Source organism: Jiangella endophytica (assembly GCF_003427025.1).
In the GTDB taxonomy this organism is placed as follows: domain Bacteria; phylum Actinomycetota; class Actinomycetes; order Jiangellales; family Jiangellaceae; genus Jiangella; species Jiangella endophytica.
Genome location: NZ_QVAI01000003.1, coordinates 362,653 through 388,344 on the forward strand (window position 1 = coordinate 362,653; position 25,692 = coordinate 388,344).

The 25,692-nt window shown below is 73.4% G+C and carries 25 protein-coding genes; 18 read left to right on the forward strand and 7 right to left on the reverse strand.

Translation table 11 applies throughout. The features are described from left to right. Nucleotides 1–48: 48 nt before the first annotated feature. Both ybaK and DZA62_RS08545 read right to left on the reverse strand, forming a co-directional pair. On the reverse strand, nt 49–546 hold the full coding sequence (gene ybaK, locus DZA62_RS08540) for a Cys-tRNA(Pro) deacylase (protein ID WP_116948433.1): 498 nt from the start codon (nt 544–546) through the stop codon (nt 49–51). A 97-nt stretch (nt 547–643) separates the two neighbouring features. Then, nucleotides 644–1,537: a galactose-binding domain-containing protein gene (locus DZA62_RS08545; protein WP_198663545.1), complete on the reverse strand. Its 894-nt coding sequence runs from the start codon at nt 1,535–1,537 to the stop codon at nt 644–646. A 152-nt stretch (nt 1,538–1,689) separates the two neighbouring features. Between DZA62_RS08545 and DZA62_RS08550 the strand changes: the two genes are divergently transcribed. The 5 genes from DZA62_RS08550 to DZA62_RS08570 all read left to right on the forward strand — a co-directional run bounded on the left by DZA62_RS08550 (nt 1,690) and on the right by DZA62_RS08570 (nt 5,795). Then, nucleotides 1,690–2,664, forward strand: a complete 975-nt coding sequence (locus DZA62_RS08550; RefSeq protein ID WP_116948435.1) for an acetylxylan esterase — start codon at nt 1,690–1,692, stop codon at nt 2,662–2,664. Nucleotides 2,665–2,765: 101 nt separating this feature from the next. Then, nucleotides 2,766–3,545, forward strand: a complete 780-nt coding sequence (locus DZA62_RS08555; protein ID WP_116948436.1) for an IclR family transcriptional regulator — start codon at nt 2,766–2,768, stop codon at nt 3,543–3,545. Then, complete coding sequence (locus DZA62_RS08560) at nt 3,542–4,192, forward strand: bifunctional 4-hydroxy-2-oxoglutarate aldolase/2-dehydro-3-deoxy-phosphogluconate aldolase (protein WP_116948437.1); 651 nt, start codon at nt 3,542–3,544, stop codon at nt 4,190–4,192. The genes DZA62_RS08555 and DZA62_RS08560 overlap by 4 nt, the downstream gene beginning before the upstream one ends. Continuing rightward, entirely contained in the window at nt 4,189–5,136 is a 948-nt protein-coding gene (locus DZA62_RS08565) for a sugar kinase (RefSeq protein WP_116948438.1), read from the forward strand. Before DZA62_RS08560 ends, DZA62_RS08565 begins: the two co-directional genes overlap by 4 nt. A gap of 5 nt (nt 5,137–5,141) precedes the next feature. Continuing rightward, nucleotides 5,142–5,795 (forward strand): formylglycine-generating enzyme family protein, encoded by a 654-nt coding sequence (locus DZA62_RS08570; protein WP_116948623.1) that lies wholly within the window; start codon nt 5,142–5,144, stop codon nt 5,793–5,795. Here the strand turns inward: DZA62_RS08570 and DZA62_RS08575 are convergent. Continuing rightward, on the reverse strand, nt 5,741–7,945 hold the full coding sequence (locus tag DZA62_RS08575; RefSeq protein ID WP_116948439.1) for an MMPL family transporter: 2,205 nt from the start codon (nt 7,943–7,945) through the stop codon (nt 5,741–5,743). The two genes, DZA62_RS08570 and DZA62_RS08575, sit on opposite strands and share 55 nt — an antisense overlap. A gap of 110 nt (nt 7,946–8,055) precedes the next feature. Here DZA62_RS08575 and DZA62_RS08580 point away from each other — a divergent pair, with 110 nt between their 5' ends. Further along, nucleotides 8,056–8,652 (forward strand): TetR/AcrR family transcriptional regulator, encoded by a 597-nt coding sequence (locus DZA62_RS08580; RefSeq protein ID WP_198663547.1) that lies wholly within the window; start codon nt 8,056–8,058, stop codon nt 8,650–8,652. Beyond that, the gene (locus DZA62_RS08585; protein WP_116948441.1) at nt 8,649–9,242 is read left to right on the forward strand and encodes a SanA/YdcF family protein; all 594 of its coding nucleotides are present in this window, start codon (nt 8,649–8,651) and stop codon (nt 9,240–9,242) included. Before DZA62_RS08580 ends, DZA62_RS08585 begins: the two co-directional genes overlap by 4 nt. On the opposite strand, the gene DZA62_RS08590 is transcribed toward DZA62_RS08585, so the two are convergent. Then, the gene (locus tag DZA62_RS08590; RefSeq protein WP_116948442.1) at nt 9,239–10,039 is read right to left on the reverse strand and encodes an SDR family NAD(P)-dependent oxidoreductase; all 801 of its coding nucleotides are present in this window, start codon (nt 10,037–10,039) and stop codon (nt 9,239–9,241) included. The genes DZA62_RS08585 and DZA62_RS08590 overlap by 4 nt on opposite strands. Before the next feature lie 81 nt (nt 10,040–10,120). Here DZA62_RS08590 and DZA62_RS08595 point away from each other — a divergent pair, with 81 nt between their 5' ends. From DZA62_RS08595 to hisB, 4 genes are all read left to right on the forward strand, one after another. After that, the gene (locus DZA62_RS08595; protein WP_198663548.1) at nt 10,121–10,702 is read left to right on the forward strand and encodes a TetR/AcrR family transcriptional regulator; all 582 of its coding nucleotides are present in this window, start codon (nt 10,121–10,123) and stop codon (nt 10,700–10,702) included. 603 nt (nt 10,703–11,305) lie between these two features. Beyond that, a complete protein-coding gene (gene hisD / locus DZA62_RS08605) occupies nt 11,306–12,625 on the forward strand; it encodes a histidinol dehydrogenase (protein WP_116948445.1) in 1,320 nt (439 codons plus the stop codon). Then, nucleotides 12,622–13,713, forward strand: a complete 1,092-nt coding sequence (locus DZA62_RS08610) for a histidinol-phosphate transaminase (RefSeq protein ID WP_116948446.1) — start codon at nt 12,622–12,624, stop codon at nt 13,711–13,713. The genes hisD and DZA62_RS08610 overlap by 4 nt, the downstream gene beginning before the upstream one ends. Further along, the gene (gene hisB / locus DZA62_RS08615) at nt 13,710–14,309 is read left to right on the forward strand and encodes an imidazoleglycerol-phosphate dehydratase HisB (RefSeq protein WP_116948447.1); all 600 of its coding nucleotides are present in this window, start codon (nt 13,710–13,712) and stop codon (nt 14,307–14,309) included. Before DZA62_RS08610 ends, hisB begins: the two co-directional genes overlap by 4 nt. 5 nt (nt 14,310–14,314) lie before the next feature. Here the strand turns inward: hisB and DZA62_RS08620 are convergent, their stop codons facing one another. Further along, on the reverse strand, nt 14,315–15,496 hold the full coding sequence (locus tag DZA62_RS08620; protein ID WP_157987549.1) for an alpha/beta hydrolase: 1,182 nt from the start codon (nt 15,494–15,496) through the stop codon (nt 14,315–14,317). A gap of 29 nt (nt 15,497–15,525) precedes the next feature. Here DZA62_RS08620 and hisH point away from each other — a divergent pair, with 29 nt between their 5' ends. The 7 genes from hisH to DZA62_RS08660 all read left to right on the forward strand — a co-directional run bounded on the left by hisH (nt 15,526) and on the right by DZA62_RS08660 (nt 24,477). Beyond that, entirely contained in the window at nt 15,526–16,233 is a 708-nt protein-coding gene (gene hisH / locus DZA62_RS08625; RefSeq protein ID WP_116948449.1) for an imidazole glycerol phosphate synthase subunit HisH, read from the forward strand. 2 nt (nt 16,234–16,235) lie between these two features. After that, the gene (locus DZA62_RS08630; protein ID WP_116948624.1) at nt 16,236–16,976 is read left to right on the forward strand and encodes a class I SAM-dependent methyltransferase; all 741 of its coding nucleotides are present in this window, start codon (nt 16,236–16,238) and stop codon (nt 16,974–16,976) included. Then, complete coding sequence (gene priA, locus DZA62_RS08635; protein ID WP_116948450.1) at nt 16,976–17,701, forward strand: bifunctional 1-(5-phosphoribosyl)-5-((5-phosphoribosylamino)methylideneamino)imidazole-4-carboxamide isomerase/phosphoribosylanthranilate isomerase PriA; 726 nt, start codon at nt 16,976–16,978, stop codon at nt 17,699–17,701. The genes DZA62_RS08630 and priA overlap by 1 nt, the downstream gene beginning before the upstream one ends. After that, nucleotides 17,698–18,459, forward strand: coding sequence for an imidazole glycerol phosphate synthase subunit HisF (hisF, locus tag DZA62_RS08640; RefSeq protein WP_116948451.1), 762 nt, complete (start codon nt 17,698–17,700; stop codon nt 18,457–18,459). The genes priA and hisF overlap by 4 nt, the downstream gene beginning before the upstream one ends. 156 nt (nt 18,460–18,615) lie before the next feature. Further along, the gene (locus tag DZA62_RS08645) at nt 18,616–19,941 is read left to right on the forward strand and encodes a choice-of-anchor L domain-containing protein (protein WP_157987550.1); all 1,326 of its coding nucleotides are present in this window, start codon (nt 18,616–18,618) and stop codon (nt 19,939–19,941) included. Between the two features lie 988 nt (nt 19,942–20,929). Beyond that, complete coding sequence (locus DZA62_RS08655) at nt 20,930–22,684, forward strand: ABC transporter ATP-binding protein (protein WP_116948625.1); 1,755 nt, start codon at nt 20,930–20,932, stop codon at nt 22,682–22,684. Beyond that, complete coding sequence (locus tag DZA62_RS08660) at nt 22,681–24,477, forward strand: ABC transporter ATP-binding protein (RefSeq protein ID WP_116948454.1); 1,797 nt, start codon at nt 22,681–22,683, stop codon at nt 24,475–24,477. The genes DZA62_RS08655 and DZA62_RS08660 overlap by 4 nt, the downstream gene beginning before the upstream one ends. 19 nt (nt 24,478–24,496) lie before the next feature. On the opposite strand, the gene DZA62_RS08665 is transcribed toward DZA62_RS08660, so the two are convergent. After that, nucleotides 24,497–25,069, reverse strand: a complete 573-nt coding sequence (locus DZA62_RS08665) for a septum formation family protein (protein ID WP_157987551.1) — start codon at nt 25,067–25,069, stop codon at nt 24,497–24,499. Nucleotides 25,070–25,169: 100 nt separating this feature from the next. After that, nucleotides 25,170–25,658, reverse strand: coding sequence for a septum formation family protein (locus DZA62_RS08670; RefSeq protein WP_157987552.1), 489 nt, complete (start codon nt 25,656–25,658; stop codon nt 25,170–25,172). Nucleotides 25,659–25,692: the final 34 nt, after the last annotated feature.

A 25,692-nucleotide genomic window follows, 5' to 3' on the forward strand; every position in this document is an offset into this window, starting at 1 on the left:
AGCCGCCTGCCCGACGCGGGGGCGTGACGTCGGGCAGGGCCGTGCAGGTCAGCTGGTGCGGCCGATGGTGGCGGTCTTGGCGCCGGTCAGCCGGACGAGGTCGGCCGGGGTGATCTCGACGTCGAGACCTCGGCGGCCGGCCGAGACGAACACCGTCGGATAACCGTAGGCAGACTCGTCGACGATGGTGGGCAGGCGGCGGCGCTGCCCGAACGGACTGATCCCCCCGACCACATAGCCGGTGGCCCGCTCCGCTTGCGAGGTGGCGGCCATGACCGCCTTCTTACCGGATGCGGCGCGAGCCAGCGACTTGAGGTCCAGCGACCCGGACACCGGCACCACGGCGACGACGAGCTCGTCGTCGACCTCAGCCAGGAGGGTCTTGAAGACGCGCGTCGGCACGACGCCGAGGGCGCGGGCGGCCTCCAGGCCGAAGGATGGCGCGGAGGAGTCGTGGTGGTACGGGTGCACGGTGAACGGCACTCCCGCTCTCTCCAGCACCAGTGTGGCCGGTGTTCCTGTGCGCTGGCGTGTTGTTGTCCCCATTAGGGCAATCTAGACCCAACCAGAGTGATTCGTCATCGCACGCGCCGCGTTTCGAGCGCAGCCGAAGACCTGCACCTCGGCCAAGGACAACGCCGTGTTACCGGCAAGTTGCACACGGACGTACCGCCCGGTGCGCCCGACGTCGAGCGCCGACGGCGTGCCGCCCTGTGCCGCATGGTGGTACGACCACACGCCCCGGCCGTGTCAGCGTCTGACGCAGCGACCCCGACGTGAACGGGGTGTCGGACACGACCACGGAGAAGTCGGTCAGCCGGTCGGCGCAGCGGTCCGTCCGGTTCCGTACGGCGATCCCGCCGATGTCCTCGATCGCGCCGAGGTCGACCTGCCACCACGACTCCGGCTGGAACTGGGTGTGCGTGACGGAGCCGTTGCCCCAGTTGCCGCTGGTGGTGCCGTCGACCGTCCGCGCTGGCACGCCGCCGGCCTCCGTCGTCGACGGGGTCGCGGGCTTGCCTCGGGCCAGGTTCGGACGCAGTATCTGGACGCCCAGCCGGACCGGGATGCTCCAGTCGTCCGACGCGATCCGCGCGGTGATCCGGTAGGAGCCGTCCGGTGTTCCCTCGGGGACCGCGAGCGCGAACTCGGCCGTCCGGGCGCCGCCCTTGACGACGGGCGGCAGCCGCGGGGTGGACGGCGTGACGGTCCAGCCGCCGGGCGCCTCGAGCCGACGCCGAGTCGTCGGGACGGCTCGCTGCTCGGCCGGCGCCGGCGACACCGTCACAGGGACGGTCGCGCCGGGGCGAAGCGGCCCCGCGAGGACCGTCGCACCGGTCCGTACCTGTGCGACGATGCGGTAGCTCCGGCCCGCCTCGGTGGCCAGTGTGAGGCGGTCGCCGTCGGCCGTCGCGGGCACCACCCGGCCGTCGCCGTCGTACACCCGGCGGGGCCGGCGAACGCGGGGTTGCGCGCCCACCGCCTGGCCGCCCGCGTCCGCTGTCGCCGTACCCGACGGCCCATGCCGTGCCTCCACGGTTCCTTGGGGAGATACATCGGATGGGTTGGCGGACGAACGGCGATGATCACCGGGATCAAGCGGGTAAAGTGACGGCTCTGATCCGATCTCTTCGGGTCGAATAAGGTGATCCGACCACACTTAACGACGCCTCGCGGAGGACGCCCGCCATGCCGTTGTTCGACAAGCCCCTCTCGGAACTGCGTGAGTACCGCCCGGAGCGGGACGAGCAGCCCGATTTCGACGAGTTCTGGTCGCGGACCCTCGACGAGGCCGCCCAGTTCCCGCTGGACCCGCAGTTCGCCCCCTACGACGCCGCGTTGAGCCTGGTCGACGTGTTCGACGTGCGGTTCTCCGGCTGGGGCGGGCACCGCATCGCCGGCTGGCTGATCGTGCCGGCCGGCGCCTCGGAGCCGCTGCCGACCGTCGTGCACTACATCGGCTACGGCGGCGGGCGCGGCTTCCCACACGACTGGCTGGCCTCCGCGGTCGCCGGGTTCGCGACGTTCGTGATGGACACCCGCGGGCAGGGCTCCAACGGCTCCCCGGGCGACACCCCCGACCCGACCGGCGGGCAGAACGCGCAGACACCGGGGTTCATGACCCGCGGCGTGCTCGACCCGGACGACTACTACTACCGCCGCGTCTACACCGACGCCGTCCGCGCGGTCGACGCCGCGCTGGCGCACCCGCTCGTCGACGCGTCGCGCGTGGTGATCGGCGGCGGCAGTCAGGGCGGCGGCATCGCCACCGCGGTGGCCGGCCTGCGCTCCGGCCTCGTCGGCGCGATGATCGACGTCCCGTTCCTGACCGGGTTCCGGCGGGCCACGGAGATCGTCGAGACGCAGCCGTACTACGAGATCGCCCGGTACCTGTCGATCCATCGCGACCACGAGGAGCAGGTGTTCCGGACGCTCTCGTACTTCGACGGCATGAACCTCGCCGCACGGGCGACCACCCCGGCCCTCTACAGCGTCGCGCTGATGGACACCACCTGCCCGCCGTCCACGGTGTTCGCGTCGTACAACCACTACGCCGGGCCGAAGGAGATCAAGGTCTGGCCGTACAACAAGCACGAGGGCGGTCAGACGTTCCAGACGCGCGAGCAGCTGCACTGGTTGCGCGACATCGCCAAGGGCGCCTGAGCGGAGGCGGGGCGGCCGCGCGGCCGCCCCGCACCGGATGGCCCGATATGATGAGCTCACCTACACAACGTGGTTGTGCATAGCGCAACAGAGGTGAGCCGGTGGAGCGGAACAACTCGTCGTCGCTGCGACGGGGGATCGCCCTGCTCGATGCCGTGGCGGCGGCCACCCCGTCGGGCGGGGCGACGCTGACCGAGCTGGCCGCCACCGTGGGCGTGCACAAGAGCTCGGCCCTCCGGCTGCTCGCCCCACTCGCGGACGCCGGCCTGGTCCGGGTCGAGCGGGGCCGGCACCTGCTCGGCCCGCGCACCGCCCAGCTGGGCCGCGACTACCTCGACTCCGTCGACCTGCGCGCGCTGGCCCAGCCGGCGCTGCGCCGGCTGGTCGAGGAGTCGGGGGAGTCGGTGCATCTCGTGCTGCCCGACCTCCCGGACATGGTCTACATCGACAAGATCGACGGGCCGGGGCGGGTGCGGATGAACTCCTACGTCGGGTCCCGACAGCCGGCCCACTCGACCGGCGTCGGCCGCGCCTACCTGGCCTTCGCGCCGGGCGAGACCGTCGAGGCCGTCGTCGCTCACGGGCTGACGCGGCGGACCGAGCGGACGGTGACCGAGCCGGCCGCGTTCCGCGCCGGGCTCGTCACGATCCGCGAGCGCGGGTATGCCGTGGACGACATCGAGAACGAGCCGGACATCCGCTGCGTCGCCGCGCCGGTGTTCGACCACGACGGCGCCGTCGTCGCCGCCGTCTCCGTCGCCGGGCTGGCCACACGCATCACCCCCGACCGGTTCGAGCGGCTCGGTGAGCTCGTCGTCGCCGCGGGGCGGGCGATCTCCGGCCAACTCGGCGCACCACCGTTGAGAGAGGAACCACGATGACCGACCGCATCCCACCGAGCGCCCAGTTGCGCGAGACGGGGGTCATGGCGATCCTGCGGGCCCGCTCGGCCGACCGGTTCGGCGAGATCAGCCGGACGCTCGTCGACGCCGGCATCACCTGCCTGGAGATCACCCTGACCTCGCCGGGCGCCGTCGACGCGATCCGGGAGATCCGCAAGACGCTGCCCGGCTCCGTCGACGTCGGCGCGGGGACGGTCGTCGACGCGGAGCAGGCGCGGGCCGTCGTCGAGGCGGGGGCCGGGTTCGTCGTGTCGCCGTCGGTCGAGCCCGACGTCGTCGCGGTCGCGCGCGAGGCCGGCATCCCGGCGTACCCGGGCGCGTTCACGCCGACGGAGGTGCTGGCGGCGTGGCGGGCCGGCGCCACCGTGGTGAAGCTGTTCCCCGGCTCGGCGGTCGGGCCGTCCTACATCACGGCGCTGCGCGGGCCGTTCCCGGACATCGCGATCATGCCGACCGGCGGCGTCAGCCTCGACAACATCGGCGACTGGATCCGGGCCGGCGCGTCCGGCGTCGGGCTGGGCGGGCCGCTGCTGGGCGACGCGGCCGACGGCGGCGATCTCGGTGCGCTGGCCGACCGGGCCGCGCGGGCCCTGGCGGCCGTGCGCGACGCGCGGGCGGGCGCGTGAGCGGGCGGGGCCTCGTCACCATCGGCGAGGCGATGGCGCTGGTCGCGGCCACCGAGACCGGCGGCTGGGCGCACCACCGTGCCATGCAGCTGTCCGTCGCGGGCGCGGAGCTCAACGTCGCGGTCGGTGTGCGGCGGCTGGGCCGGCCGGCGACGTGGATCAGCCGGGTCGGCGCCGACGGGTTCGGCGAGCTGATGCTGCGCGAGCTGCGGGCCGAGGGCATCACCGCCATCGCCTCCGTCGACGACACCCGGCCCACCGGGCTGATGGTGAAGGAACGGCCCAACAGTCTGCACACCCGGGTCCGCTACTACCGGGCCGGCAGCGCCGCGTCGGCGCTGACCGCGTTCGACCTGCCGCTCGAGGCGATCCAGCAGGCCGCCGTCCTGCACGTCACCGGCATCACCCCGGCGCTCGGGCCGGGGCCCGCGTCGGCCGTGCAGCTGGCCGTCGACACGGCGCGGGCAGCCGGCACCACCGTCTCCCTGGACGTCAACTACCGCTCGGCGCTGTGGAGCCGCGACGACGCCGGCGCCGCTCTGGCGCCACTGGCCCGCCAGGCCGACGTGCTGTTCGCCGGGCCGGAGGAGGCGTCGCTGATCGTGCCCGACGGCGACCCGGAGGACCTGGCTTACGCGCTGGCCGAGCTGGGCCCGGCGCACGTCGTCATCAAGCTGGGCGCCGACGGCGCGGTGTCCCTGGTCGACGGCGAACTGCGCCGCACGCCGGCCGTCCCGGTGCAGGTGGTCGACACCGTCGGCGCCGGCGACGCGTTCGTGGCCGGCTACCTCACGGAGTTGATGGAGGGCGCTCCGGTCGAGCGGCGGCTGGCGACGGCGGTCGCGGCGGGTGCGTTCGCCTGCACCTCCCTCGGCGACTGGGAGGGCCTGCCGACCCGCGCCGACCTGCCAGCGCTGCGGGCGACCGAGGCGGTGCACCGCTGACCGAGCTGGTCGCCGTCCCGGCCGGCTGGGTGACGCTGTCGGACCGGCGGACGAAGCGGCGCTGGACGGTCGACGTCGCGGGGTTCTCCCTGGGTGCGGTGCCGGTGACCCAGGCGTTGTACGCCGAGGTCACCAGCCTGCGGCCGAGCGCCTCCGACGGTGACGCGCTGCCGGTCGAGTGCGTCTCGTGGTGGGACGCGGTCCGCTTCTGCAACGCGCTGTCGGCGCGCGAGGGGCTCACGCCCGCGTACGACGTCGACGAGGCGGCCGAGCGGGCCGAGTGGGACGCCACCGCCGACGGCTACCGGCTGCCCACCGAGGCCGAGTGGGAGCACGCCTGCCGGGCCGGGACGACCGGGCCGCGGTATGGCGCGCTGGACGAGATCGCCTGGCACCGCGGCAACTCCGACGAGCGGATCCATCCCGCCGGCACCCGCGCGCCGAACCCGTGGGGGCTGTACGACCTGATCGGCAACGTGTGGGACTGGTGCTGGGACGTCTACGACGCGCAGGTGTACGGCACCTACCGGGTGCTGCGCGGCGGCGGCTGGTTCGACGAGCACTGGAGCTGCCGCGCCTCGGTCCGCCGCCGCAGCCACCCCACCTACCGGGTCGACGACGTCGGGTTCAGACTGGCGAGGTCGGTCGTCGCCGGCTGAGCGGCGACGTTCTCGCGCAGGCCGATCCGGTCGTGCAGCCGGCGCAACGGCCCGGGCGCCCACCAGTTCGCCCGCCCGGCCAGCCGCATCAGCGCCGGCACGAGCACGCCGCGGATCAACGTCGCGTCGACGAGCACGGCCAGCGCCATGCCGATGCCGAGCTGCTGCAGGAACACGACCTCGCCGGTGGCGTACACCGCGAACGAGGCCGCCAGGATCACCGCGGCCGCCGTGACCAGCGGCGCCGACCGGGCGATGCCGCGCGGCACCGACCCGTACACGTCGCCGGTGCGGTCGTGGTCCTCCTTGATGCGGGCCAGCAGGAACACCTCGTAGTCCATCGACAACCCGTAGGCGACGCAGAACATCAGCAGCGGGATGCTCGGCTCGATGACGCCGGTCGGCGTGAAGCCGAGCAGGTCCGCGAGGCCGCCGTCCTGGAAGCCCCAGACCAGCACGCCGAACATCACCGACAGGCTGAGCAGGTTGAGCACCGACGCCTTCAGCGGCGCGACCACCGACCCGGTCATCAGGAACAGGACGACGAACGTCACGCCCAGGATCAGCCCGCCGACCAGCGGCAGCCGGTCGACGACGCCGTCGCGGTAGTCGGCCAGCTCGGCCGGGTAGCCGCCGACCAGCACCTCGGCGGGCGCGGGCAGCGCGCGGACGTCCGCGACCAGCCCGGTCGGGTCGGCGGCCAGTCGCTCGCCGGTCGGTACGACGGCGAACCAGGCGCCGGCGCCGTCGGCGTAGCGGCCCGGGTCGGCGGCGACGGCGAGCCGGTCGCCGTCCGCGTACGCGCCGGCCGCGGAATCGACCCGCTCGACGCCGTCCAGCTCCGACAGGGCCGCCGCGTACGGCGCGATCCGCGCGTCGTCGAGCGCCGGCGCGACGACCTGCACGGCATCGGCGTCCTCCGTCGCGAAGTCGGCCCGCACGGTGTCGTAGAGGTCGCGCACCGGCTGGCCGGCGGGCAGCACGCGGTCGTCGGGGGAGCCGAACTCGACGCCGAGCGCCGGCGCGCCGAGGCCCAGCAGCACGACGAGCGCCGCGGCGCCGCTGACCACCGGCCGGCGCATGACCGCCGTCGAGAGCCGGAACCAGAAGCCGGTCTCGCGTCCCGCGTCCCGGCGGCCGGGACGGCGCGCGGCCCGGTGGCCGAGCAGCGTCAGAGCCGCCGGCAGGATCACCGTCGCCCCGAACACCGCCGTCAGCACCACGGCGATGCCGGCGTAGGCGAACGACGACAGGAACGGGAACGGGAACACGAACAGCACGGCCAGCGACGCCGCGACCGTCGCGCCGCTGAACAGCACCGTCCGCCCAGCTCCGGCGACCGCAGCCCGGACCGCGTCGGGGACGGCGACGCCGCGGGCCAGCTCCTCGCGGAACCGGTACGTCACGAACAGGCCGTAGTCGACGCCCAGCCCGATGCCCATGACCAGCGCGATGTTCGACGCGAACGTGGACACCTCGGTGAACAGCGTGACGACGCGCAGGATCGCCAGCGTCGCGACCACGGAGAACAGCCCGACGCCGAGCGTCACCAGCGCCGGCGCCAGCCGCCGGTAGACCAGCCAGAGCAGCACGCCGACCAGTGGCAGGATGACGATCTCGGCACGCACGAAGTCGGCCCGGGCCTGCTCGGCGACCACCCGGAACACCTCGTCCCCGCCGCCGACCGTGACCTCGATCGGGCCGTCCTCGCCGGCGAACCGCTCGGTCAGGCCGGGCAGCACGTCGCCGCGGACGTGGTCGGCGTCGCCCGGGACCCAGGCCAGCACCAGCGCGTGCCGGCCGTCCTCACTGCGCAGCGTCGCCGCGCCGTCGCTCCAGTACGACCACGCGTCGCCGACGGCGGATTCGGCGGCCAGCCGCTCGGTCAGCGCGGCGCCCGCGGCGGCGACGCCGGCGTCGTCCACGGAGCCGCCGGCTGCCGTCACCAGCAGCGCGACGTTCGACGTGCTGGTGCCGAACTGCTCGGCCAGGGCGGCGCGCGCCTGCAGCGACTCCGAGCCCGGCGCCTCGTACCGGTTGAGGGCGAGCGCCTCGATGACGGACGCCGCCAGCACGCCGGCGAGCAGGAACAGGGCGACGGTCCCGACGAGGATCCGGCGCGGTGCGCGGGTGACGTATCGGCCGAGCATGATCGGCGGCTCCCTCGTGGTAGCGTCGATGAAAAGACGAGTCGAAGCTCGCGTTTTGGAGAATACGAGCGAGTGCTCGTATTTGTCGAATCGACGCTGGGGTGGGTGGTGTGACGAAACGGCAGGCGCGGGGCCAGGCGCGGATGGAGCAGATCCTCGCGGCCGCGGCCGAGGCGTTCGCCGAGTCCGGCTACGAGGCCGTCAGCACCAACACGATCGCCGCCCGGGCCGGTATCTCGCCGGGCTCGCTGTACCAGTTCTTCGCCAACAAGGACGACATCGCCCGGGCGCTGGCCGAGCGGTACGCCGCGCAGCTGGCCGAGCTGCGGTCGGCGGCGTTCGACGGCGCCGACCTCGCCGCGTTGCCGCTGGACCAGCTGATCGGCGCGATCACCGCGCCGCTGGTCCAGTTCAACCTGGCCAACCGCGGGTTCAAGGCGCTGTTCGCCCGGCCGGACCTGCCGCCATCGCTGACCACCGCGGTCGCGCCGCTGCACGCCGCGCTGCTCGGGCGGGTGTCGGCGTTGCTGTCGGTGCGTGCGCCGGGTGTCGCTCCCGACGTCGTGGAGCGCACCGCGACGGTCGCGATCCAGCTGGTCCGGGCGATGATGCCGCTCATCGTCGCCGCCGACGGCGCCGAGCGGGCGGCCCTCGAGGGCGAGCTGCGCGCCGTCCTGCACGGCTATCTCGAGCCGGTGATCGGATGAGCCGCCGGCGCTGGCTCCTGCTGGCCGCCGCGACGGCCGTCGTCGCCCTGGCGGTGCCGTCGGTCTGGGCGTACACGGCGAGCGCCGGGCGCATCCTGTCCGAGCCGGCCGACGCGCCGTCGAGGGACGTGACGCTGGTGCTGGGCGCCGGTGTGCGGGCCGACGGGCAGCCGTCGCGGCTGCTGGCCGGGCGGCTGGACGTCGCCGCCGCGCTCTATCACCTCGGGCGGACGCGGACGCTGCTGGTCAGCGGCGGCACGGCGCCCGGCGGGTACGACGAGCCGGCGGCGATGCGGCGGTACCTGGTGTCGGCCGGGGTGCCGTCCGAGGCGATCGTCGAGGACCCGCTCGGCGTCGACACCTGGGCGTCGTGCATCCGCGCCCGCGACGAGTTCGGGCTGTCGCGGCTGCTGGTGGTCAGCCAGCGGTTCCACCTGCCGCGGTCGGTCGCGTTGTGCCGGTCGCTCGGCCTCGACGCGGTCGGCGTCGCGCACGACTCGAAGGACTCGAATCCGCCCGGTACGCGGCAGGGGTACCTGCGCGAAGTGGCCGCGTCGGTGCCGGCGATGGCGCGGGCGATCTTCGGCTAGGGCGCCGGCCGTCCAGGGTCGGCGTCGGCGTCGGTGAGGGCGCGCCGGGTGACCGTCTTCGCCAGGGCGGCGACCACCCGCCGCGGTCGTCGCGGGTTGAGGTGGGCGCCGAGCGCGTTGCCCAGCCCGGGGACGACGTAGGCGCGGTCGCGGTCGAGGCCGCGCAGGCCGGCGCGCACCACCGCCTCCGCCGTCATCATCCGTCCGCCGATCGCGGCCCGCTCGCCGGTGGTGTCGAAGAACGACGTGCGGGTCGGGCCGGGGCAGAGTGCGAGCACGCGGACGCCGCGGCCGCGGTACTCCGCGCGCAGCGCGAGGCTGAAGTTCAGCACGAACGTCTTGCCTGCGGCGTAGGTCGCGAAGTAGGGCGAGGGCTGGAAGCCCGCGGTCGAGCCGACGTTGACGACGGCGCCGCTGCCGCGGCCGAGCATGCCGGGGATCAGGCCTCGGCACAGGTCCACCAGCGCGACGACGTTGAGCATGAGCTGGTCGTGGTCGCGGCCGGCGGCGATCTGTTCGAACCGGCCGGCCGTCCCGTAGCCGGCACTGTTCACGAGGACATCGATGCCGCGGTGCCGCTGTTCGCCGGCCAGCGCGGCGGCCGCGCCCGGCTCGGCGAGGTCGCGCGCGACGACGTCGGCGGCGATGCCGTACCGGTCGCGGAGCTCGCCGGCGAGGGCGTCGAGCCGCCGCCGCGAGCGAGCGACGAGCACGAGGTCGTGGTCGCGGGCCGCGAGCCGGCGGGCGAACTCGGCGCCGATGCCGGAGGACGCTCCGGTGACGAGGGCGATCGGCATGCTGCTCCTTGGGTGGCGCGATTACCTACTGAATTGCAACATGACTGTATCAGTTATGCGGAGAGTTGTAGCGTGGGGGAGGTGAGTGCATCGTTGGAGCGGCCGCTGCGCGCCGACGCCGAGCGCAGCATCCGGTCGATCCTGGAGGCCGCCGAGCGCGTCCTGGCTCGCGATCCCGGCGCGTCGCTGGAACAGGTCGCCCAGGCCGCGGGCGTCGCGCGGACCACCGTCCACCGCCGCTTCGCCACCCGCCAGGCCCTCGTCGACGCCATGTCCGCCGCGGCGGTCGAGCAGCTGGCCGCCGCCATCGAGGCCGGTCGCCCCGAGACCGCACCCCCGCTCGTCGCGCTGCACGAGATCACCGCGAACGTCATCCGGGTCAAGGTGAGCTGGCCGTTCGCGCTGGCCGGCTCGATGCGGCCGGACTCCCAGGTGGCCGAGGCGCAACGGGGCATCGCCCGCCGCTGTGTCGAGCTGCTCGGCAAGGCCCAGGCGGCCGGCGCCCTCGACCCGGCGACCGACCTGGAGTGGGCGCGGCGCGTGTACTACGCGCTGATCGGCGAGACCCTCGCCGGCGACGACCCCGGCGTCCGCGACCCCGACGCCCTCGCCGCCCGCGTCGTCGACACCCTGCTGCGCGGAATCGGCCCTCGACCTGCGTAGACGTGTACCTGTGGATCACTGACGGCGTCCTCCGGCCGGGCAGGGCGGACGGATCGCCTGACCGTGATCGGGAGGGTCCATTGGTGGCGTCGCACGCCTACATCGACGAGTCCGGCCGTCGCGACTACGTCGTCTGCGCACTCCCGGTCGCCGCCACCCTCTTCATCTCTCGGCACCCGGTCGACCGCGACGGTCGCTCGGAGATCATGCGGCGCATGGTCACCGACCTGACGGTCGAGGGTCTGGTGATCGAGTCAGGCGTGGGCCAGGACGAGCGGGACCGCACCACCCTCGACGAGGCGGTGCGCAAGGCGGGCTGGAAGGCGGGTTCAGCTACCGGCACCTGCCGCCGAGGGCGGAGCCGTTGCGCTGGGTGCCGGACGCGATCGCCTGGGCCTGGGGCGCGGGCAAGGACTGGCGTCGTCGAGTGGCGCCATTGATCACCGCCGTCGTGGTGGTCGCGCCCTGGACAGCGCAACGCCCGAGCGCCACCACCGTCCGGAGGGGTCTCGGGCTCACTTCCTCGGGCTGATGCCCTCACCGCGCATCTTGCGATGCGGGCAATGCGTCCGAGGGGTGAGCGGCGCACATAGACTCGGGTGAGTGATACGCCGCATCGACCTGCGGGGGAGGCTCGCCGCCGGCGAGAACCTCGACTACCGCTCGCTCGTCCCACGCGCCCCGATCGACGTCGAGGCGGCGCTCGATGCCGTCCGGCCGATCTGTGCCGACGTGCGGCATCGCGGGCTCGCGGCGGTCAAGGAGCTCACCCTCCGGTTCGACGGGGTCGAGCTGCAGGACGTGCGGGTGCCGCAGCAGGCCATCGACGCCGCGCTCGACGGCCTCGACCCTCGCGTCCGGACGGCGCTCGAGGAGTCCATCCGCCGCGCCCGCCTCGTCCACGGCGACCAACGCCGCGCCGACGTCACCACCACGGTGGTGCCGGGCGGGACGGTCACCGAGCGGTGGATCCCGGTCGAGCGCGTCGGCCTCTACGTGCCCGGCGGCCTGGCCGTCTACCCGAGCAGCGTCGTCATGAACGTCGTCCCGGCGCAGGTGGCGCAGGTCGGCAGCCTCGCCGTCGCCAGCCCGCCGCAGCGCGACACCGGCGGCCTGCCGCACCCGACCATCCTCGCCGCCTGCGCGCTGCTCGGCGTGACCGAGGTGTACGCCGTCGGCGGCGCCCAGGCGCTGGCGATGTTCGCGTACGGCATCGACGGAACGGTCGAGCCGGTCGACCTGGTCACGGGACCCGGCAACGTCTACGTCGCGGCGGCGAAGCGGCTGTTGCGCGGCGTCGTCGGCATCGACGCCGAGGCGGGGCCCACGGAGATCGCGGTGCTCGCCGACGACACCGCCGACCCCGGGCACGTCGCCGCCGATCTCATCAGCCAGGCCGAGCACGACCCGCTGGCCGCGTCGGTGCTGGTCACCGACAGCGAGCAGCTGGCCGACGCCGTGACGGCCGAGCTAGAACCGCGTGCCAAGGCGACCAAGCACGACGAGCGGGTGCTGACGGCGCTGGGCGGCGAGCAGTCCGGCATCGTCCTCGTCGACGACGTCGACCAGGGCCTGGCCGTGGTCGACGCCTACGCGGCGGAGCACCTCGAGATCCAGACCCGCGACGCCGCGGCGGTCGCGCACCGCGTCCGCAACGCCGGCGCCGTCTTCGTCGGCCCCTGGTCCCCGGTGAGCCTGGGCGACTACGCGGCCGGCTCCAACCACGTGCTCCCCACCGGCGGCAGCGCGCGGCACTCGTCCGGCCTGTCGGTGCAGACGTTCCTGCGCGGCGTCCACGTGGTCGAGTACGACCGCGCCGCCCTGAGGAACGTCGCCGACGACGTCCGCGCGCTCGCGAACGCCGAGGACCTGCCGGCCCACGGCGAGGCGGTCACCGCACGGTTCGAAGGCGACCAGCGATGACCGACCTCCCCATCCGCGACGAACTGCGCGGCGTCGAGCCCTACGGCGCGCCCCAGCTCGACGTGCCGGTCCGCCTCAACGTCAACGAGAACCCGTTCCCGCCGTCGGAGCAGCTGGTCGCCGACGCCGCCCGCGCGGTCGCGCACGCCGTGCGCGACCTCAACCGGTACCCGGACCGCGAGGCGACGACGCTGCGCGAGCGGCTGGCCGGCTACCTGGAGGGCGAGTCCGGCGTCACGCTCGAGACGTCCCAGGTGTGGGCGGCCAACGGCTCCAACGAGATCATGCTGCAGATCCTGCAGGCCTTCGGCGGCCCGGGACGCACGGCGCTGAGCTTCGCGCCGACCTACTCGATGTACCCCGAGTACGCCCGCGACACCTCGACGGCCTGGGTGACGGCGCAGCGCGAGGACGACTTCGGCATCGACGAGGACCGCGCCCTGAAGGCGATCGCCGAGCACCAGCCGACGGTGGTCCTCGTCGCGTCGCCCAACAACCCGACCGGCACGGCGGTGCCGCTCGACCTCGTCAGCGCCCTGCACGAGGCCACCGACGGCGTCGTCGTGGTCGACGAGGCGTACGCGGAGTTCCGCCGCGACGGCGTCCCCAGTGCGCTCAGCCTGCTCGACACCCACCCGCGGCTCATCGTCACCAGAACCATGAGCAAGGCGTTCGCGTTCGCCGGCGCCCGGCTCGGCTACGCTGCGGCCGGCCGGCCGATCATCGACGTCCTGCGGGTCGTCCGGCTGCCCTACCACCTCTCGGCGGTCACCCAGGCGGTCGCCGTGGTCGCGCTCGAGCACGCCGCCGAGCTGCAGGCCCGGGTTGCCCAGTTGCGCGACGAGCGCGACGCCCTGGCCACCTGGCTGCGCGACGCCGGTCTCGAGGTGGCCGAGTCCGACGCGAACTTCGTGCTGTTCGGCCGGTTCGCGGACCGCCACGCCGTCTGGCAGGGTCTGCTGGACCACGGGGTGCTGATCCGCGAGACCGGCCCGGACGGCTGGCTGCGGGTGTCGGTGGGCACCCCCGACGAGACGACGGCGTTCAAGGTCGCCCTGAGCGACGTACTGCGGGAGGGAACGGTATGAGCCGCACCGCCAAGGTCGAGCGCGCGACCAGCGAGAGCAAGGTCAGCGTCGAACTGGACCTCGACGGCGAGGGCCGCCACGATATCGCCACCACCGTGCCGTTCTACGACCACATGCTGACGGCGCTGGCCCGCCACTCGCTCATCGACCTCACCGTCCGGTCCGAGGGCGACACCCACATCGACGTCCACCACACGGTCGAGGACACCGCCATCGTCATCGGCCAGGCGCTGCGCGAGGCGCTCGGCGACAAGGTCGGCATCGTCCGCTACGGCGAGGCCACCGTCCCGCTGGACGAGGCGCTGGCGCATGCCGTCGTCGACGTGTCCGGACGGCCGTACTTCGTGCACTCCGGCGAGCCGGCGGGGCAGGAGTTCGTGCTGATCGGCGGCCACTTCACCGGCTCGCTGACGGCGCACGCGCTGGAGAGCCTGGCCCACCACGGCGGCCTGACGATGCACGTGCGCGTGCTCGGCGGCCGCGACCCCCACCACATCGCCGAGGCCCAGTTCAAGGCCGTCGCGCGGGCACTGCGCACCGCGGTCGCCATCGACCCGCGCGAGCGCGGCGTGCCGTCGACGAAGGGCGCGTTGTGACGGCGCTAGACCTGCACGGAGGCGTCGTCGGCCCGCGTCGCCAGGCCGGTCAGGAACGTCGTCACCGCCGCCTCGTACCCGGCCGGGTCGAGGTTCCAGTTGCGGACGTGCTCGGCCTCGGTGCGGACGTACGTGACGAGGTCCGGCCGGGCCTCGGCGAACCGGTCCGACGACGTCACCGGGACGGTGGTGTCGGCCGACCCGTGGATCAGCAGCACCGGGACGTCCAACTGGTCGGCGTGCGCCACCTGGTCCATCGCCCAGACGTTGATGCCGGTGCGCGCCCGCACCACCGACGCCGCGACGGTGGCGCCGAAGGCCGGCACGCCGCGCAGCCGCGCCTGGTAGGCGAGGATGTCCAGCCACGACAGCACCGGCGAGTCGAGGACGACACCGCTGACGCCGTCGGACCCCTGCGTGCGCAGGTGGTTGCCGACGATGGCGCCGCCCATCGAGTAGCCCGTCAGGACGAACTCGCGGGCGCCGTGCTCGCGGGCCCAGTCGAGGGCGGCCGCGAGGTCCTCGGACTCCGTCCAGCCCAGCCCGTACTCGCGGTGCGGGCCCTCGGGCGCGCCGTCGTCGTTGCGGTACGAGATGGACAGCTGCGGCAGCCCCAGCCGGTGCACGGCGGGGACCAGCCGGTACGCCTGACCCCGGGTGGCGCCGCGGCCGTGCACGTGGATCAGCCAGCGGTCGCCGTCGGCCGGCAGGTAGGTGGCCGGGTAGGCGCCGAGCGGGCCGTCGAACTCGATCGTCCGGGCGGCGACGCCCGCGACACGCGACAGATCGCGCAGGTCGTCGGGCGCGGCGTAGTAGGCGACCCGCACGTTCGTGCCGACGGCGGGCAACTGCGGGTAGGGCTTGATGCTGCGCAGGACGTACTCGCCCGCGACGTCGATGTCCGGGCCCACGCGGGCGAACCCGCCGGGCCACTCGAGGCCGACGACGCCCGCCTCGTCGGCACCCGGGCCGGAGAGCGTGACGGTGGACCCGACGACGGCGACGACCTCGACCGGGTAGTCCGGCGGGTCGGGGCGCACCTGCAGCAGCTCGTCGGCGTAGTACCAGCCGCCGGCGCCGGTCGTGGCCAGACCGGCCACCGCGACCGCCGCGGAGCCCACGGCGACCCGCAGCGGCCAACGCCGTCCCGCACCGGTGAGTGCGCCGGCACGATCGTCGAGGGTCACGCTGGAAGTGTGACACGCCGAGGTGGACGATGAGTGACGTGCAACCCAACCACGGCGTTTCCACAGCCGGGTCTCCCGAGAGCAACGCTCCCAGGCTCGGCACTCGGCGTCGGTCGCTGGTCGTGTTCGACTACGGATCCGGCAACGTCCGGTCCGCGACCCGCGCCCTGGAGAAGCTCGGTGCGTCGGTCACGCTGACCGCTGACCGCGAGGCCGCCGCCGAGGCCGACGGCCTCGTCGTCCCCGGCGTCGGCGCCTACGCCGCCTGCATGGCCGGCCTGCGCGCCGCCCGTGGCCACGAGGTGGTCGGACGACGGCTGGCCGGGGGCCGCCCGGTGCTGGGCATCTGCGTCGGCATGCAGATCCTGTTCGACCGCGGCGTCGAGCACGGCGTCGAGACCGAGGGCATGGGGGAGTGGCCGGGCACCGTCGAGCGGCTGCAGGCGCACCCGCTGCCTCACATGGGCTGGAACACCGTCGACGTGCCGGCCGGGTCGGTGCTGTTCGACGGCGTGGAGAAGGAACGGTTCTACTTCGTGCATTCGTACGGTGTCCGCCAGTGGGTCATGCCGCCGCCGGAGCGGCTGGCGGCCCCGCTGGTGACGACCTGCGGACACGACGGCGACACCTTCGTCGCCGCCGTCGAGAACGGGCCGCTGACCGCGACGCAGTTCCACCCGGAGAAGTCCGGGGACGCGGGGCTGCACCTCCTGGAGAACTGGATGAGGAGCTTGTGACCGTGACCAACTGGGACGCGCGCGCCTACGACCGCGACTTCGCGTTCGTGGCCGCCTATGGCGCGGAACTGCTCGACTGGCTCCAGCCGCAGCCCGGCGAGTCCATCCTCGACCTCGGCTGCGGCACCGGCGAGCTGACCCAGCGTCTCATCGACGCCGGCGCGCGGGTCATCGGCATGGACGCCGACCCCGCGATGATCGAGGCCGCCCGCGAGCGGCTGGGCGACGCGGCCGAGCTGCGGGTCGCCGACGCGCACGACTTCACCGTCGACGAGCCGGTCGACGCCGTGATCTCCAACGCCGCCCTGCACTGGATGACGTCGCAGGTCGAGGTACTCGGGTGTGTGTCCGACGCGCTGCGCGAGGGCGGCCGGTTCGTCGCCGAGATGGGCGCCACCGGCAACGTCGCGTCCATCACCGCGGCCGTCGACCGCGCCAGCCGCGAGGCCGGGCTGCCCGACCGCACGTGGCCGTGGTTCTTCAACTCCCCGGCCGAGTACGCCGCCATGCTGGAGGACGCCGGGCTGGAGATCCGCCAGCTCGACTTCTACGACCGGCCGACCAAGCTGACCGGCCCCGACGGGCTGACGAGGTGGCTGGAGATGTTCGCCTCGTCGCAGGTCGAAGCGCTGCCCGCCGAGGTGCTGACGCGCGCCGAGGAACTGGCCCGGCCGGCGCTGTGGCATGACGACGCCTGGTGGGCCGACTACCGCCGGCTGCGGTTCCGGGCGGTGAAGCTCTGATGGCGATCCTCGAGCTGCTGCCGGCCGTCGACGTCACCGAGGGCCGGGCGGTCCAGCTGGTCCAGGGCGACGCCGGCAGCGAACGGTCCTACGGTGATCCCCTGGAGGCCGCGCTCAACTGGCAGCGGGCCGGCGCCCCGTGGGTGCACCTGGTCGACCTCGACGCCGCGTTCGGGCGTGGGTCGAACCGCGAGCTGCTGGTCGAGGTCGTCGGCCGGCTGGACGTCGACGTCGAGCTGTCCGGCGGCATCCGCGACGACGAGTCGCTGGCGAACGCGCTGGCCACCGGGTGCCGGAGGGTCAACATCGGCACCGCCGCGCTGGAGGACCCGGAGTGGACGGCGTCGGCCATCGCCCGCCACGGCGACCGCGTCGCCGTGGGGCTGGACGTCCGCGGCACCACCCTGGCCGCCCGCGGCTGGACCCGCGAGGGCGGCCAGCTGTGGGAGGTGCTGGAGCGGCTCGACCGCGACGGCTGCGCCCGCTACGTCGTGACCGACGTGAACAAGGACGGCATGCTGCGCGGTCCCAACCTCGACCTGCTCCGCGAGGTCTGCGCTCGCACCGACCGGCCCGTCGTGGCCAGCGGCGGCGTGTCCAGCCTGGACGACGTCGCCGCACTGCGTGAGCTGGTGCCTCTGGGCGTCGAGGGCGCGATCATCGGCACGGCGCTATACGAGGGCAACTTCACCTTGGACGACGCTCTAAAGGTGGCGACGTCTTGAGCGTCGCCGTCCGCGTCATTCCCTGCCTCGACGTCGACGCCGGCCGCGTGGTCAAGGGCGTCCGGTTCACCGACCTGCGCGACGCCGGCGACCCGGTCGAGCTGGCCGCCGCCTACGGCGCCGAGGGCGCCGACGAGCTGGTGTTCCTCGACATCACCGCGTCGTCGGACGACCGGTCCACCATGTACGACGTCGTCTCGCGCACGGCCGAGCAGGTGTTCATCCCGCTGACCGTCGGCGGCGGCGTCCGCTCCGTCGACGACGTCGACCGGCTGCTGCGCGCCGGCGCCGACAAGACCGGCGTCAACACCGCGGCCGTCGCCCGGCCCGAACTGGTCGCGGAGATCGCCCACCGCTTCGGCAGCCAGGTCCTGGTGCTGTCGGTCGACGCTCGGCGCGGCGGTGGCACCGAGTCCGGCTTCGAGGTCACCACGCACGGCGGCCGCCGCGGCACCGGCATCGATGCCGTCGGCTGGGCGGCGAAGGCGGCCGAGCTGGGCGCCGGGGAGATCCTGCTGAACTCGGTCGACGCCGACGGCACCAAGGACGGCTACGACCTCGAACTGCTGCGGGCGGTGCGCGCCGTCGTCGACGTGCCGGTGATCGCCAGCGGCGGCGCGGGCGCGCTGCCCGACTTCGCGCCCGCCATCGACGCCGGGGCCGACGCCGTCCTCGCGGCCAGCGTCTTCCACTTCGGTGACCTGCGCATCGGCGACGTCAAGACGGCGCTCGCGGAATCCGGTCATACCGTCCGGTAGGGCGCGGGCGACACCTATCGGGTCGAACCGCCACAAGCGGCGCCGATACCGCTAAGCTGGCGCGGTCCGCCGCCCGGCGGCGGACCCGACACGACACTTTCTGTTTTCTTTTGCGGCGGCGCCCCTGGCGTCGTCATGCCTTGAGGGGGGCACCCAGTGAGGTCTCTGTCGTATGCCCGCAGGACGTCCGCGCTGGCCGCGGGCGCTGCGTTGCTCATCGCCGCCGGTGCGCCGGCCGCGTCGGCCGCCGAGGAACCGGCCTCGCGCGCCGGCTCCACGCCGCTGTCGGCCAAGGGGGAGGGCGTCGGCGACCAGACCGTCGCCGACCTCGAGACCGGCGGCCTGTCCGCCGACGAGATCGTCCAGACGCTGGTCGGTGACGGCGTCACGGTCGACAACGTGCGGTACACCGGCAGCCCGCTGGCGGCCGGCCTGGCCGGCGGCTTCGACGACGTGTTCGGCGTCGTCGGCGGCGTCGCGCTGTCGTCCGGGTCCGTGGGCGGCGACCGCGGCTCGATCCTCGGCCCGAACGTCTCCGACGACATGACCACCGAGCACGGCCTGCCCGGCGACCCCGACCTCGGCGCCCTGGCGTCGTTCCCGACCTACGACGCCGCCGTGCTGGAGTTCGACTTCGTCCCGGAGACCGAGCAGATCAGGTTCGGCTACATCTTCGGCTCCGAGGAGTACAACGAGTACGTCGACGACGTGTTCAACGACGTCTTCGGCTTCTTCGTCAACGGCGAGAACTGCGCCGTCGTCGGCGCCGACGCCCAGCCGGTCTCGATCAACACGATCAACGGCGGGACCAACGCCGAGCTGTTCGTGGACAACGAGCTGCCCGACGCGGCCGACGCCACCGAGCTGGACGGCTTCACCACGGTGCTCACCTGCGCCGCCGACGTCGTCGCGGGCGAGACCAACCACATCAAGCTGGCCATCGCCGACGCGTCGGACGAGCAGCTCGACTCCACCGTGATCATCGCGGCCGGGACGTTCGAGGCCAACCACCCGCCGGTCGCCGACGACCAGGCCGTCGAGGCGTATGTCGACACCCCGGCCGGCATCGTTCTGACCGGCACCGACGAGGACGGCGACGCGCTCACGTACGAGCTGGCGTCCGAGCCGGAGCACGGCACGCTGAGCGGCGAGGCGCCGGACCTCACGTACACCCCCGCCGAGGGCTACACCGGCGACGACGCGTTCACGTTCACCGTCTCCGACGGCACCGCGACCTCCGAGCCGGCCACCGTCACCGTCAGCGTCGTCGAGGAGCCGACGCCCACGCCGACCCCGACGGCGTCACCGTCGCCGACCGACGCGGGCACGCCGTCGCCGTCGTCGCCCAGCCCGTCGCCGGACGAGACCGGTGAGCCGCTGCCGGACACCGGCTCGGGCCCCGGCCTGCCGCTGGCGGCGGCCGCGCTGCTGGGCATCGCCGGGCTCGCGGTGCTGCTGCGCTCGCGCCGCGCCACGGTCTGACGCCGCCGCACGTCACCCGCTGCCCGCCCCGCCACCCGGCGGGGCGGGCAGCGGCGTTCGGTGGGGGTGTGCGCCGTTGGCCGTAGTGCTTCAGTTGGCCGTCTCCTGCTGCCCATTTTCGCCACGCACGCGCGCCTCAAGCGGGCTATTTGGCGCTTCGCGCGACGATGACCGCTTGACCCGCGCACGCGGTCTAAGAACTGGCAGCTATCAGGGGGCGGGGGAAGAGCGGGCACAGCCCGCACCGGTCCACCGTTCGCGGTGCCTTCGCTGCACCGCGCACCGGCCCGTGCCGGTCGGGGCGACGCTTGCCCGTGCCATCAGCGCACCCTGCACTGGTCCGCGTCGGTCGTGGTGGCGTTCGCCGTGCCTTCGGTGCGCCGGGGCGCCGGCGTCGGGGCGTACGGTCGGCTCCGGCCGTCAGCGGTGCCTGGATGTGGCGGCGGATGCCCGTGGCTCCGGTGCGCCGGTTCGCTGCCCGCTGGTGTCCACGTGGTGAGATTTTACCGGCGTTTCGGGAGCCATCACCAGGCGTTCTGGCGCATCACCAGGCATGCATGCCGAGTGGAGCACGAGAAGTCCTAGTGATGTGCACGATCCTGGATGATCATCACGGTCCACAACACCCCGCAAACCAGGCAAATCGGGCATCCCGGGATCGAGGCGTGCCCACACTCCTCCCGTCGCCACAACGGCGCACGGCACGGCGCCCACGAGCACCCGCGCCCACCGAGAGTGCGCGGCCACCGGCGACCGGCGGGCACCGGTGATCCTGCCCGGCCGCTGGCCCGCGGACGCTGGAAACCGATTACAGGTGTGTCAGTGCCAGTTGGTACCGTACAAAGCCGGGCACCCCACGGAATTCGCGCGAGCGGCCGATCACGCCTGCGCGCTTCCGGGGCCGCAGTCGGGCGCGCAGAGAGCGAGTGATGTGAGGGACGAGCGGCAGGCCACCCTGCGCGAGGGGGTCCGGATCCTCGTCCGGGCCATGCGCGACGAGCCGGTCATCCTCGGCATCGCGGTCGCCGGCAGCGCCGTGTACGGCCTCGCGACGGTGGCGACAGCCGAGGTCATCGGGCGGGTCACCGACCGCGTCATCGTGCCGGCGTTCCGCGACGGCGAGACCACCACCGGCGCGCTCGCGCTGGCGGCGTTGGCCATCATGGTGACGTCGCTGGTCAAGGCCGCCGGCATCGTGGTGCGCCGGTATTTCGCCGGGCTGGGCCAGTACCTCCTGAACGCGCGCTACCGGCGCCAGGTCAGCCGCCAGTACCTGCGGTTGCCGCTGTCGTGGCACCACCAGCACTCCACCGGCAAGCTGCTGTCCAACGCGAACGCCGACGTCGAGTCGTCGTTCTGGCCCATCGCGCCGCTGCCGTTCGCGCTCGGCGTCGTCGTCATGCTGGTGTTCGCCCTGGTGTCGATGTTCCTGGCCGATCCCGCGCTGGCGCTGGTCGGCGCGCTGCTGTTCCCGGCCATCCTGCTGCTCAACTTCTTCTACCAACGCCGCCTGTCGCCGCTGGCCACACGCGCGCAGGCGTTGCGGGCCGAGCTCTCCGGCGTGGCGCACGAGTCGTTCGACGGCGCCATGGTGGTCAAGGCGCTGGGCCGCGAGGCCGCCGAGACCGCCCGGTTCGCCAAGGTCGCGGGCCAGCTGCGCGACGCCAACGCGGCGGTCGGCCGGGTCCGCGGCGCGTTCGACCCCATGCTCGACGCGCTGCCGAACCTCGGTGTGCTGGCGGTGCTGATCATCGGCTCGGTGCGGGTCGCCGACGGGTCGCTGGCGGCCGGCACGCTGGTCCAGGTCGCGTACCTGCTGACGATCACCGCGTTCCCGATCCGCGCCATCGGCTTCGTGCTCGGCGAGCTGCCCCGTGCGAGCGTCGGCTGGCGGCGTGTGCGGGCGGTGCTCGACGCCACCGGCGCGCTGCCGCACGGCACCGACCGGCTGTCGGCGAGCGGCGACGACGGCGCCGCACACCTCGGCCTCCACGACGTCGGCTACTCCTACGTCGAGGGCACGCCGGTGCTCGACGGCGTCCACCTCGACGTCGAGCCGGGCCGCACCGTCGCCGTCGTCGGGTCCACCGGGTCGGGCAAGTCGACGCTGGCCAGCCTGCTGGTCCGGCTGGTCGACCCGGTCAGCGGGGCGGTGCTGCTCGACGGCACCGACCTGCGCCGGCTCGAGCCGGGCCAGGTCGCCGCCGCGGTGTCGCTGGTGTTCCAGCAGCCGTTCATCTTCGAGGACAGCGTCCGCGACAACGTCACGCTCGGCCTCACCGTGCCCGACGACGACGTCTGGGCGGCGCTGCGACTGGCCCAGGGCGACCGCTTCGTGCACGAGCTGGCCGGCGAGCTCGACGCCCGCATCGGCGAGCGTGGCGCCACCCTGTCCGGTGGGCAGCGGCAGCGCCTGGCGCTGGCCAGAGCGCTGGTGCGCAAGCCGCGGCTGCTCGTCCTCGACGACGCCACCAGCGCTGTCGACCCCGAGGTCGAGCGGCGCATCCTGGCCGGGCTGCGCGACGCCGCGCTGCCGTCCACCGTCGTCGTGGTCGCCTACCGGCGCGCCACCATCGCGCTGGCCGACGAAGTCGTCTACGTCGAGAACGGCCGGGTGTCGGCGCGCGGCAGCCATCCGGAGCTGCTCACCACGTCGCCCGGCTACCGCGACCTCATCACCGCGTACGAACGCGACGCCGTCGAGCGGGCCATGGCCGGCACCAACCAGGAGAAGCGGTCATGAGCACAGCAGCCGGCCCAGGATCGCGCCTGGGCGACGTCCGCTCCGGCTCCGCCTGGGCGACATTCCGGCGCGGCCTGGCGCTGTCGCCGGAGATCACGCAGGGCCTGACACCGACGCTGCTGCTCGCGCTGGTCGCCACCGCCGGCCGCGTGGTCGTGCCGATCGCCGTCCAGCAGACCATCGACGACGGCCTGAACGCCGCCGGCGGCCCGGACCTTGGCTTCGTCCGCTGGATGGTCGGGCTGGCAGCGGTGGGCGTCGTCATCACCGTCGTCGCCGCCTACCTGATGAACCGGCGCATCTTCCGGGCCAGCGAGGCCGGGCTCGCGACGCTTCGCACCAAGGCGTTCCGGCACGTCCACGACCTCTCCGTGCTCACCCAGGACACCGAGCGGCGCGGCTCGCTGGTCTCACGGGTCACCAGCGACGTCGACACCATCTCCCAGTTCGTCCAGTGGGGCGGGCTGATCATGCTGGTCAGCATCGGCCAGCTGATCCTCGCGACCATCGTCATGGCGGTCTACAGCTGGCAGCTGACGCTGCTCGTCTGGGTCTGCTTCCTGCCGCTGTTCCTGGCGTTGCGGACGTTCCAGCGCATGCTGTCCTCGGCGTACATGGTGGTCCGCGAGCGGGTCGGCGGCATGCTCGGCGCCATCTCCGAGTCCGTCGTCGGCGCCCAGGCGGTCCGCGCCTACGCCGTCGAGGGCCGCACCCAGCAGCGCATCGACGACGCCGTCGAGTCACACCGCGTCGCGGCCAGCCGGGCACAGCGGCTCGCCGCTACGGCGTTCTCCACCGGCGAGGTCGTGGCCGGCCTGGCCAATGCCGCCATCATCGTGGTCGGCGTACTCCTCGGCGTCGCCGGCGACATCACGCTCGGCCGGCTGCTCGCGTTCCTCTTCCTCGTCACGCTGTTCGTCGCGCCGGTCCAGGTCGGCACCGAAGTGCTCAGCGAGGCGCAGAACGCCATCGCCGGCTGGCGGCGGGTGCTCGGCATCCTCGACACCCCGGCCGACGTCGCCGACCCGGGTGAGGACGGCGTCCGGCTGCCCCGCGGCCCCATCGACGTCCGCTTCGAGGGCGTCTCGTACGCCTACCCGAACGGGCCCACGGTGCTGCACGAGGTCGACGTCGCGATCGCCCGGCACACCCGGGTCGCCGTGGTGGGCGAGACCGGCTCCGGCAAGACGACGTTCGCCAAGCTGCTCACCCGGCTGATGGACCCGGTGCACGGCCGGGTGCTGGTCGACGGCACCGACCTGCGCGACGTGCGGTTCGCGTCGCTGCGCGAACGGGTGGTCATGGTGCCGCAGGAGGGGTTCCTGTTCGACGACACCCTCGCGGCCAACCTGCGCTACGGCAAACCCGAGGCGACCGACGAGGAGCTGCTGCTCGCCGTCACCGAGCTGGGGCTGCGCGAGTGGCTCGACTCGTTGCCGGCTGGGCTCGAGACGCCGGTCGGTCAGCGCGGCGAGTCGCTGTCGGCGGGGGAGCGGCAGCTGGTGGCGCTGGCCCGCGCCTATCTGGCCGACCCCGACCTGCTGGTCCTCGACGAGGCCACCAGCGCGGTCGACCCAGCGACAGAGGTGCGGCTGGCGCGGGCGCTCGAGGGCGTCTCCCGCGGCCGGACGTCGGTGACCATCGCGCACCGGTTGTCCACCGCCGAGGCCGCCGACGAGGTCTTCGTGTTCGATCGCGGCCGGCTCGTGGAGGCCGGGCCGCATGCCGAGCTGGTCGACAAGGGCGGCGTGTACGCCGCCCTGCACGCGGCCTGGGTCAGTCAGTCGCGCTGACCCAGGCCGCGGCCGGAGCTCAGCGGTTGGCGCCCTCGAGGGTGCCGGTCACCGGGCCGGACGGGTCGAGCACGGTGCAGACGAGCTCGCGGTCGCCCTGCGCCCACGACTCCTCGGTCGGCTCCAGCCACTGGATCTCCAGGACCGACTCGCTGTAGTCCATGCCGACGAAGGTCGCGAACTCGGTGACGCAGTCGGACTCGACCTGCGACTGGAACGTCTCCGAGCCCGGGAAGTCGCCGTCCGGGACCTCGTAGACCGCGAACACCTCCTGGTCGTGCTCCTCCTCGCACGGGATGACGGTCAGCTCGCTGACCTGCTCCTCGGCGTTGAAGTTGCTGATGCAGTCGCCCAGGCCGACGTCGAAGACGTCCTGGGTCTCGCCCTCGGGGGCCTCGGACTCCTCCTCGGCCGGGGTCTCGTCCTCGGCGGGGGTCTCGTCCTCGGCCGGGGTCTCCTCCGGCGAGGTCTCTTCTGTGGCGGTCGAGTCGCCGCCGGCGTTGTCGTCAGACGAGTCGTCGCCACATGCGCTCAGGCTCAGCGCCGCGACGGCGGCCAGCGCCGTGACAGCAGTACGAATCGTGATCCGCACGATCATTGTCTCCTTCAGGTTGTACACGCCGATGACACGGCGTCTTACGGCCGCCGACCGCTCGGACGGTCGGCGGAGTTCATGGGGGTGGTCACCGAGCTCAGCGGTTCGCGCCCTGCAGCGATCCCGTGACCGGACCGGCGGGGTCGTTGACGAGGCAGACCAGTTCGCGGTCGCCCTGATCCCACGATTCGGTGGTGGGCTGCAGCCAGGTGAAGTCGAGCGCGGACTCGGTGTAGGGCAGACCGACGTAGGTCTCGAAGTCGGCGGTGCAGGCCTCCTCGGCCTGCGCGCGGAGGTCGTCGTCGCCGGGCAGTTCGCCGTCGGGGATCTGTGCCGTGGCGTAGATCTCCTGGGCGTGCTCCTGGTCGCAGGGGACCACGGAGACGTCGGTGACCTGCTCCGAGTCGCCGAAGTCACCCAGGCAGTCGCCGACCTGCACGTCGAACACATCGGCACCGGCGGACTCGGTGACGTTGCCCGACGCGTCGCGTCGAGGCTCGTCACCGTCGTCCGAGCAACCGGCCAGCAGCAGAACCGCGGCCACGGCGGCCGGCGCCGCCATGGCGACGCGGGGCGTGCGTGCCACGAGAATGCTCCTTCGTCAAGAGGTCGGTGCCCTG

What these genes read in the sequence shown, in the direction of transcription:
- ybaK (WP_116948433.1), bottom strand. Translation starts at nt 546, where the DNA reads ATGGGGACAACAACACGCCAGCGCACAGGAACACCGGCCACACTGGTG.
- DZA62_RS08550 (WP_116948435.1), top strand. Translation starts at nt 1,690, where the DNA reads ATGCCGTTGTTCGACAAGCCCCTCTCGGAACTGCGTGAGTACCGCCCG.
- DZA62_RS08560 (WP_116948437.1), top strand. Translation starts at nt 3,542, where the DNA reads ATGACCGACCGCATCCCACCGAGCGCCCAGTTGCGCGAGACGGGGGTC.
- DZA62_RS08575 (WP_116948439.1), bottom strand. Translation starts at nt 7,945, where the DNA reads ATGCTCGGCCGATACGTCACCCGCGCACCGCGCCGGATCCTCGTCGGG.
- DZA62_RS08585 (WP_116948441.1), top strand. Translation starts at nt 8,649, where the DNA reads ATGAGCCGCCGGCGCTGGCTCCTGCTGGCCGCCGCGACGGCCGTCGTC.
- DZA62_RS08590 (WP_116948442.1), bottom strand. Translation starts at nt 10,039, where the DNA reads ATGCCGATCGCCCTCGTCACCGGAGCGTCCTCCGGCATCGGCGCCGAG.
- DZA62_RS08610 (WP_116948446.1), top strand. Translation starts at nt 12,622, where the DNA reads ATGACCGACCTCCCCATCCGCGACGAACTGCGCGGCGTCGAGCCCTAC.
- hisB (WP_116948447.1), top strand. Translation starts at nt 13,710, where the DNA reads ATGAGCCGCACCGCCAAGGTCGAGCGCGCGACCAGCGAGAGCAAGGTC.
- hisH (WP_116948449.1), top strand. Translation starts at nt 15,526, where the DNA reads ATGAGTGACGTGCAACCCAACCACGGCGTTTCCACAGCCGGGTCTCCC.
- priA (WP_116948450.1), top strand. Translation starts at nt 16,976, where the DNA reads ATGGCGATCCTCGAGCTGCTGCCGGCCGTCGACGTCACCGAGGGCCGG.
- DZA62_RS08655 (WP_116948625.1), top strand. Translation starts at nt 20,930, where the DNA reads ATGCGCGACGAGCCGGTCATCCTCGGCATCGCGGTCGCCGGCAGCGCC.
- DZA62_RS08660 (WP_116948454.1), top strand. Translation starts at nt 22,681, where the DNA reads ATGAGCACAGCAGCCGGCCCAGGATCGCGCCTGGGCGACGTCCGCTCC.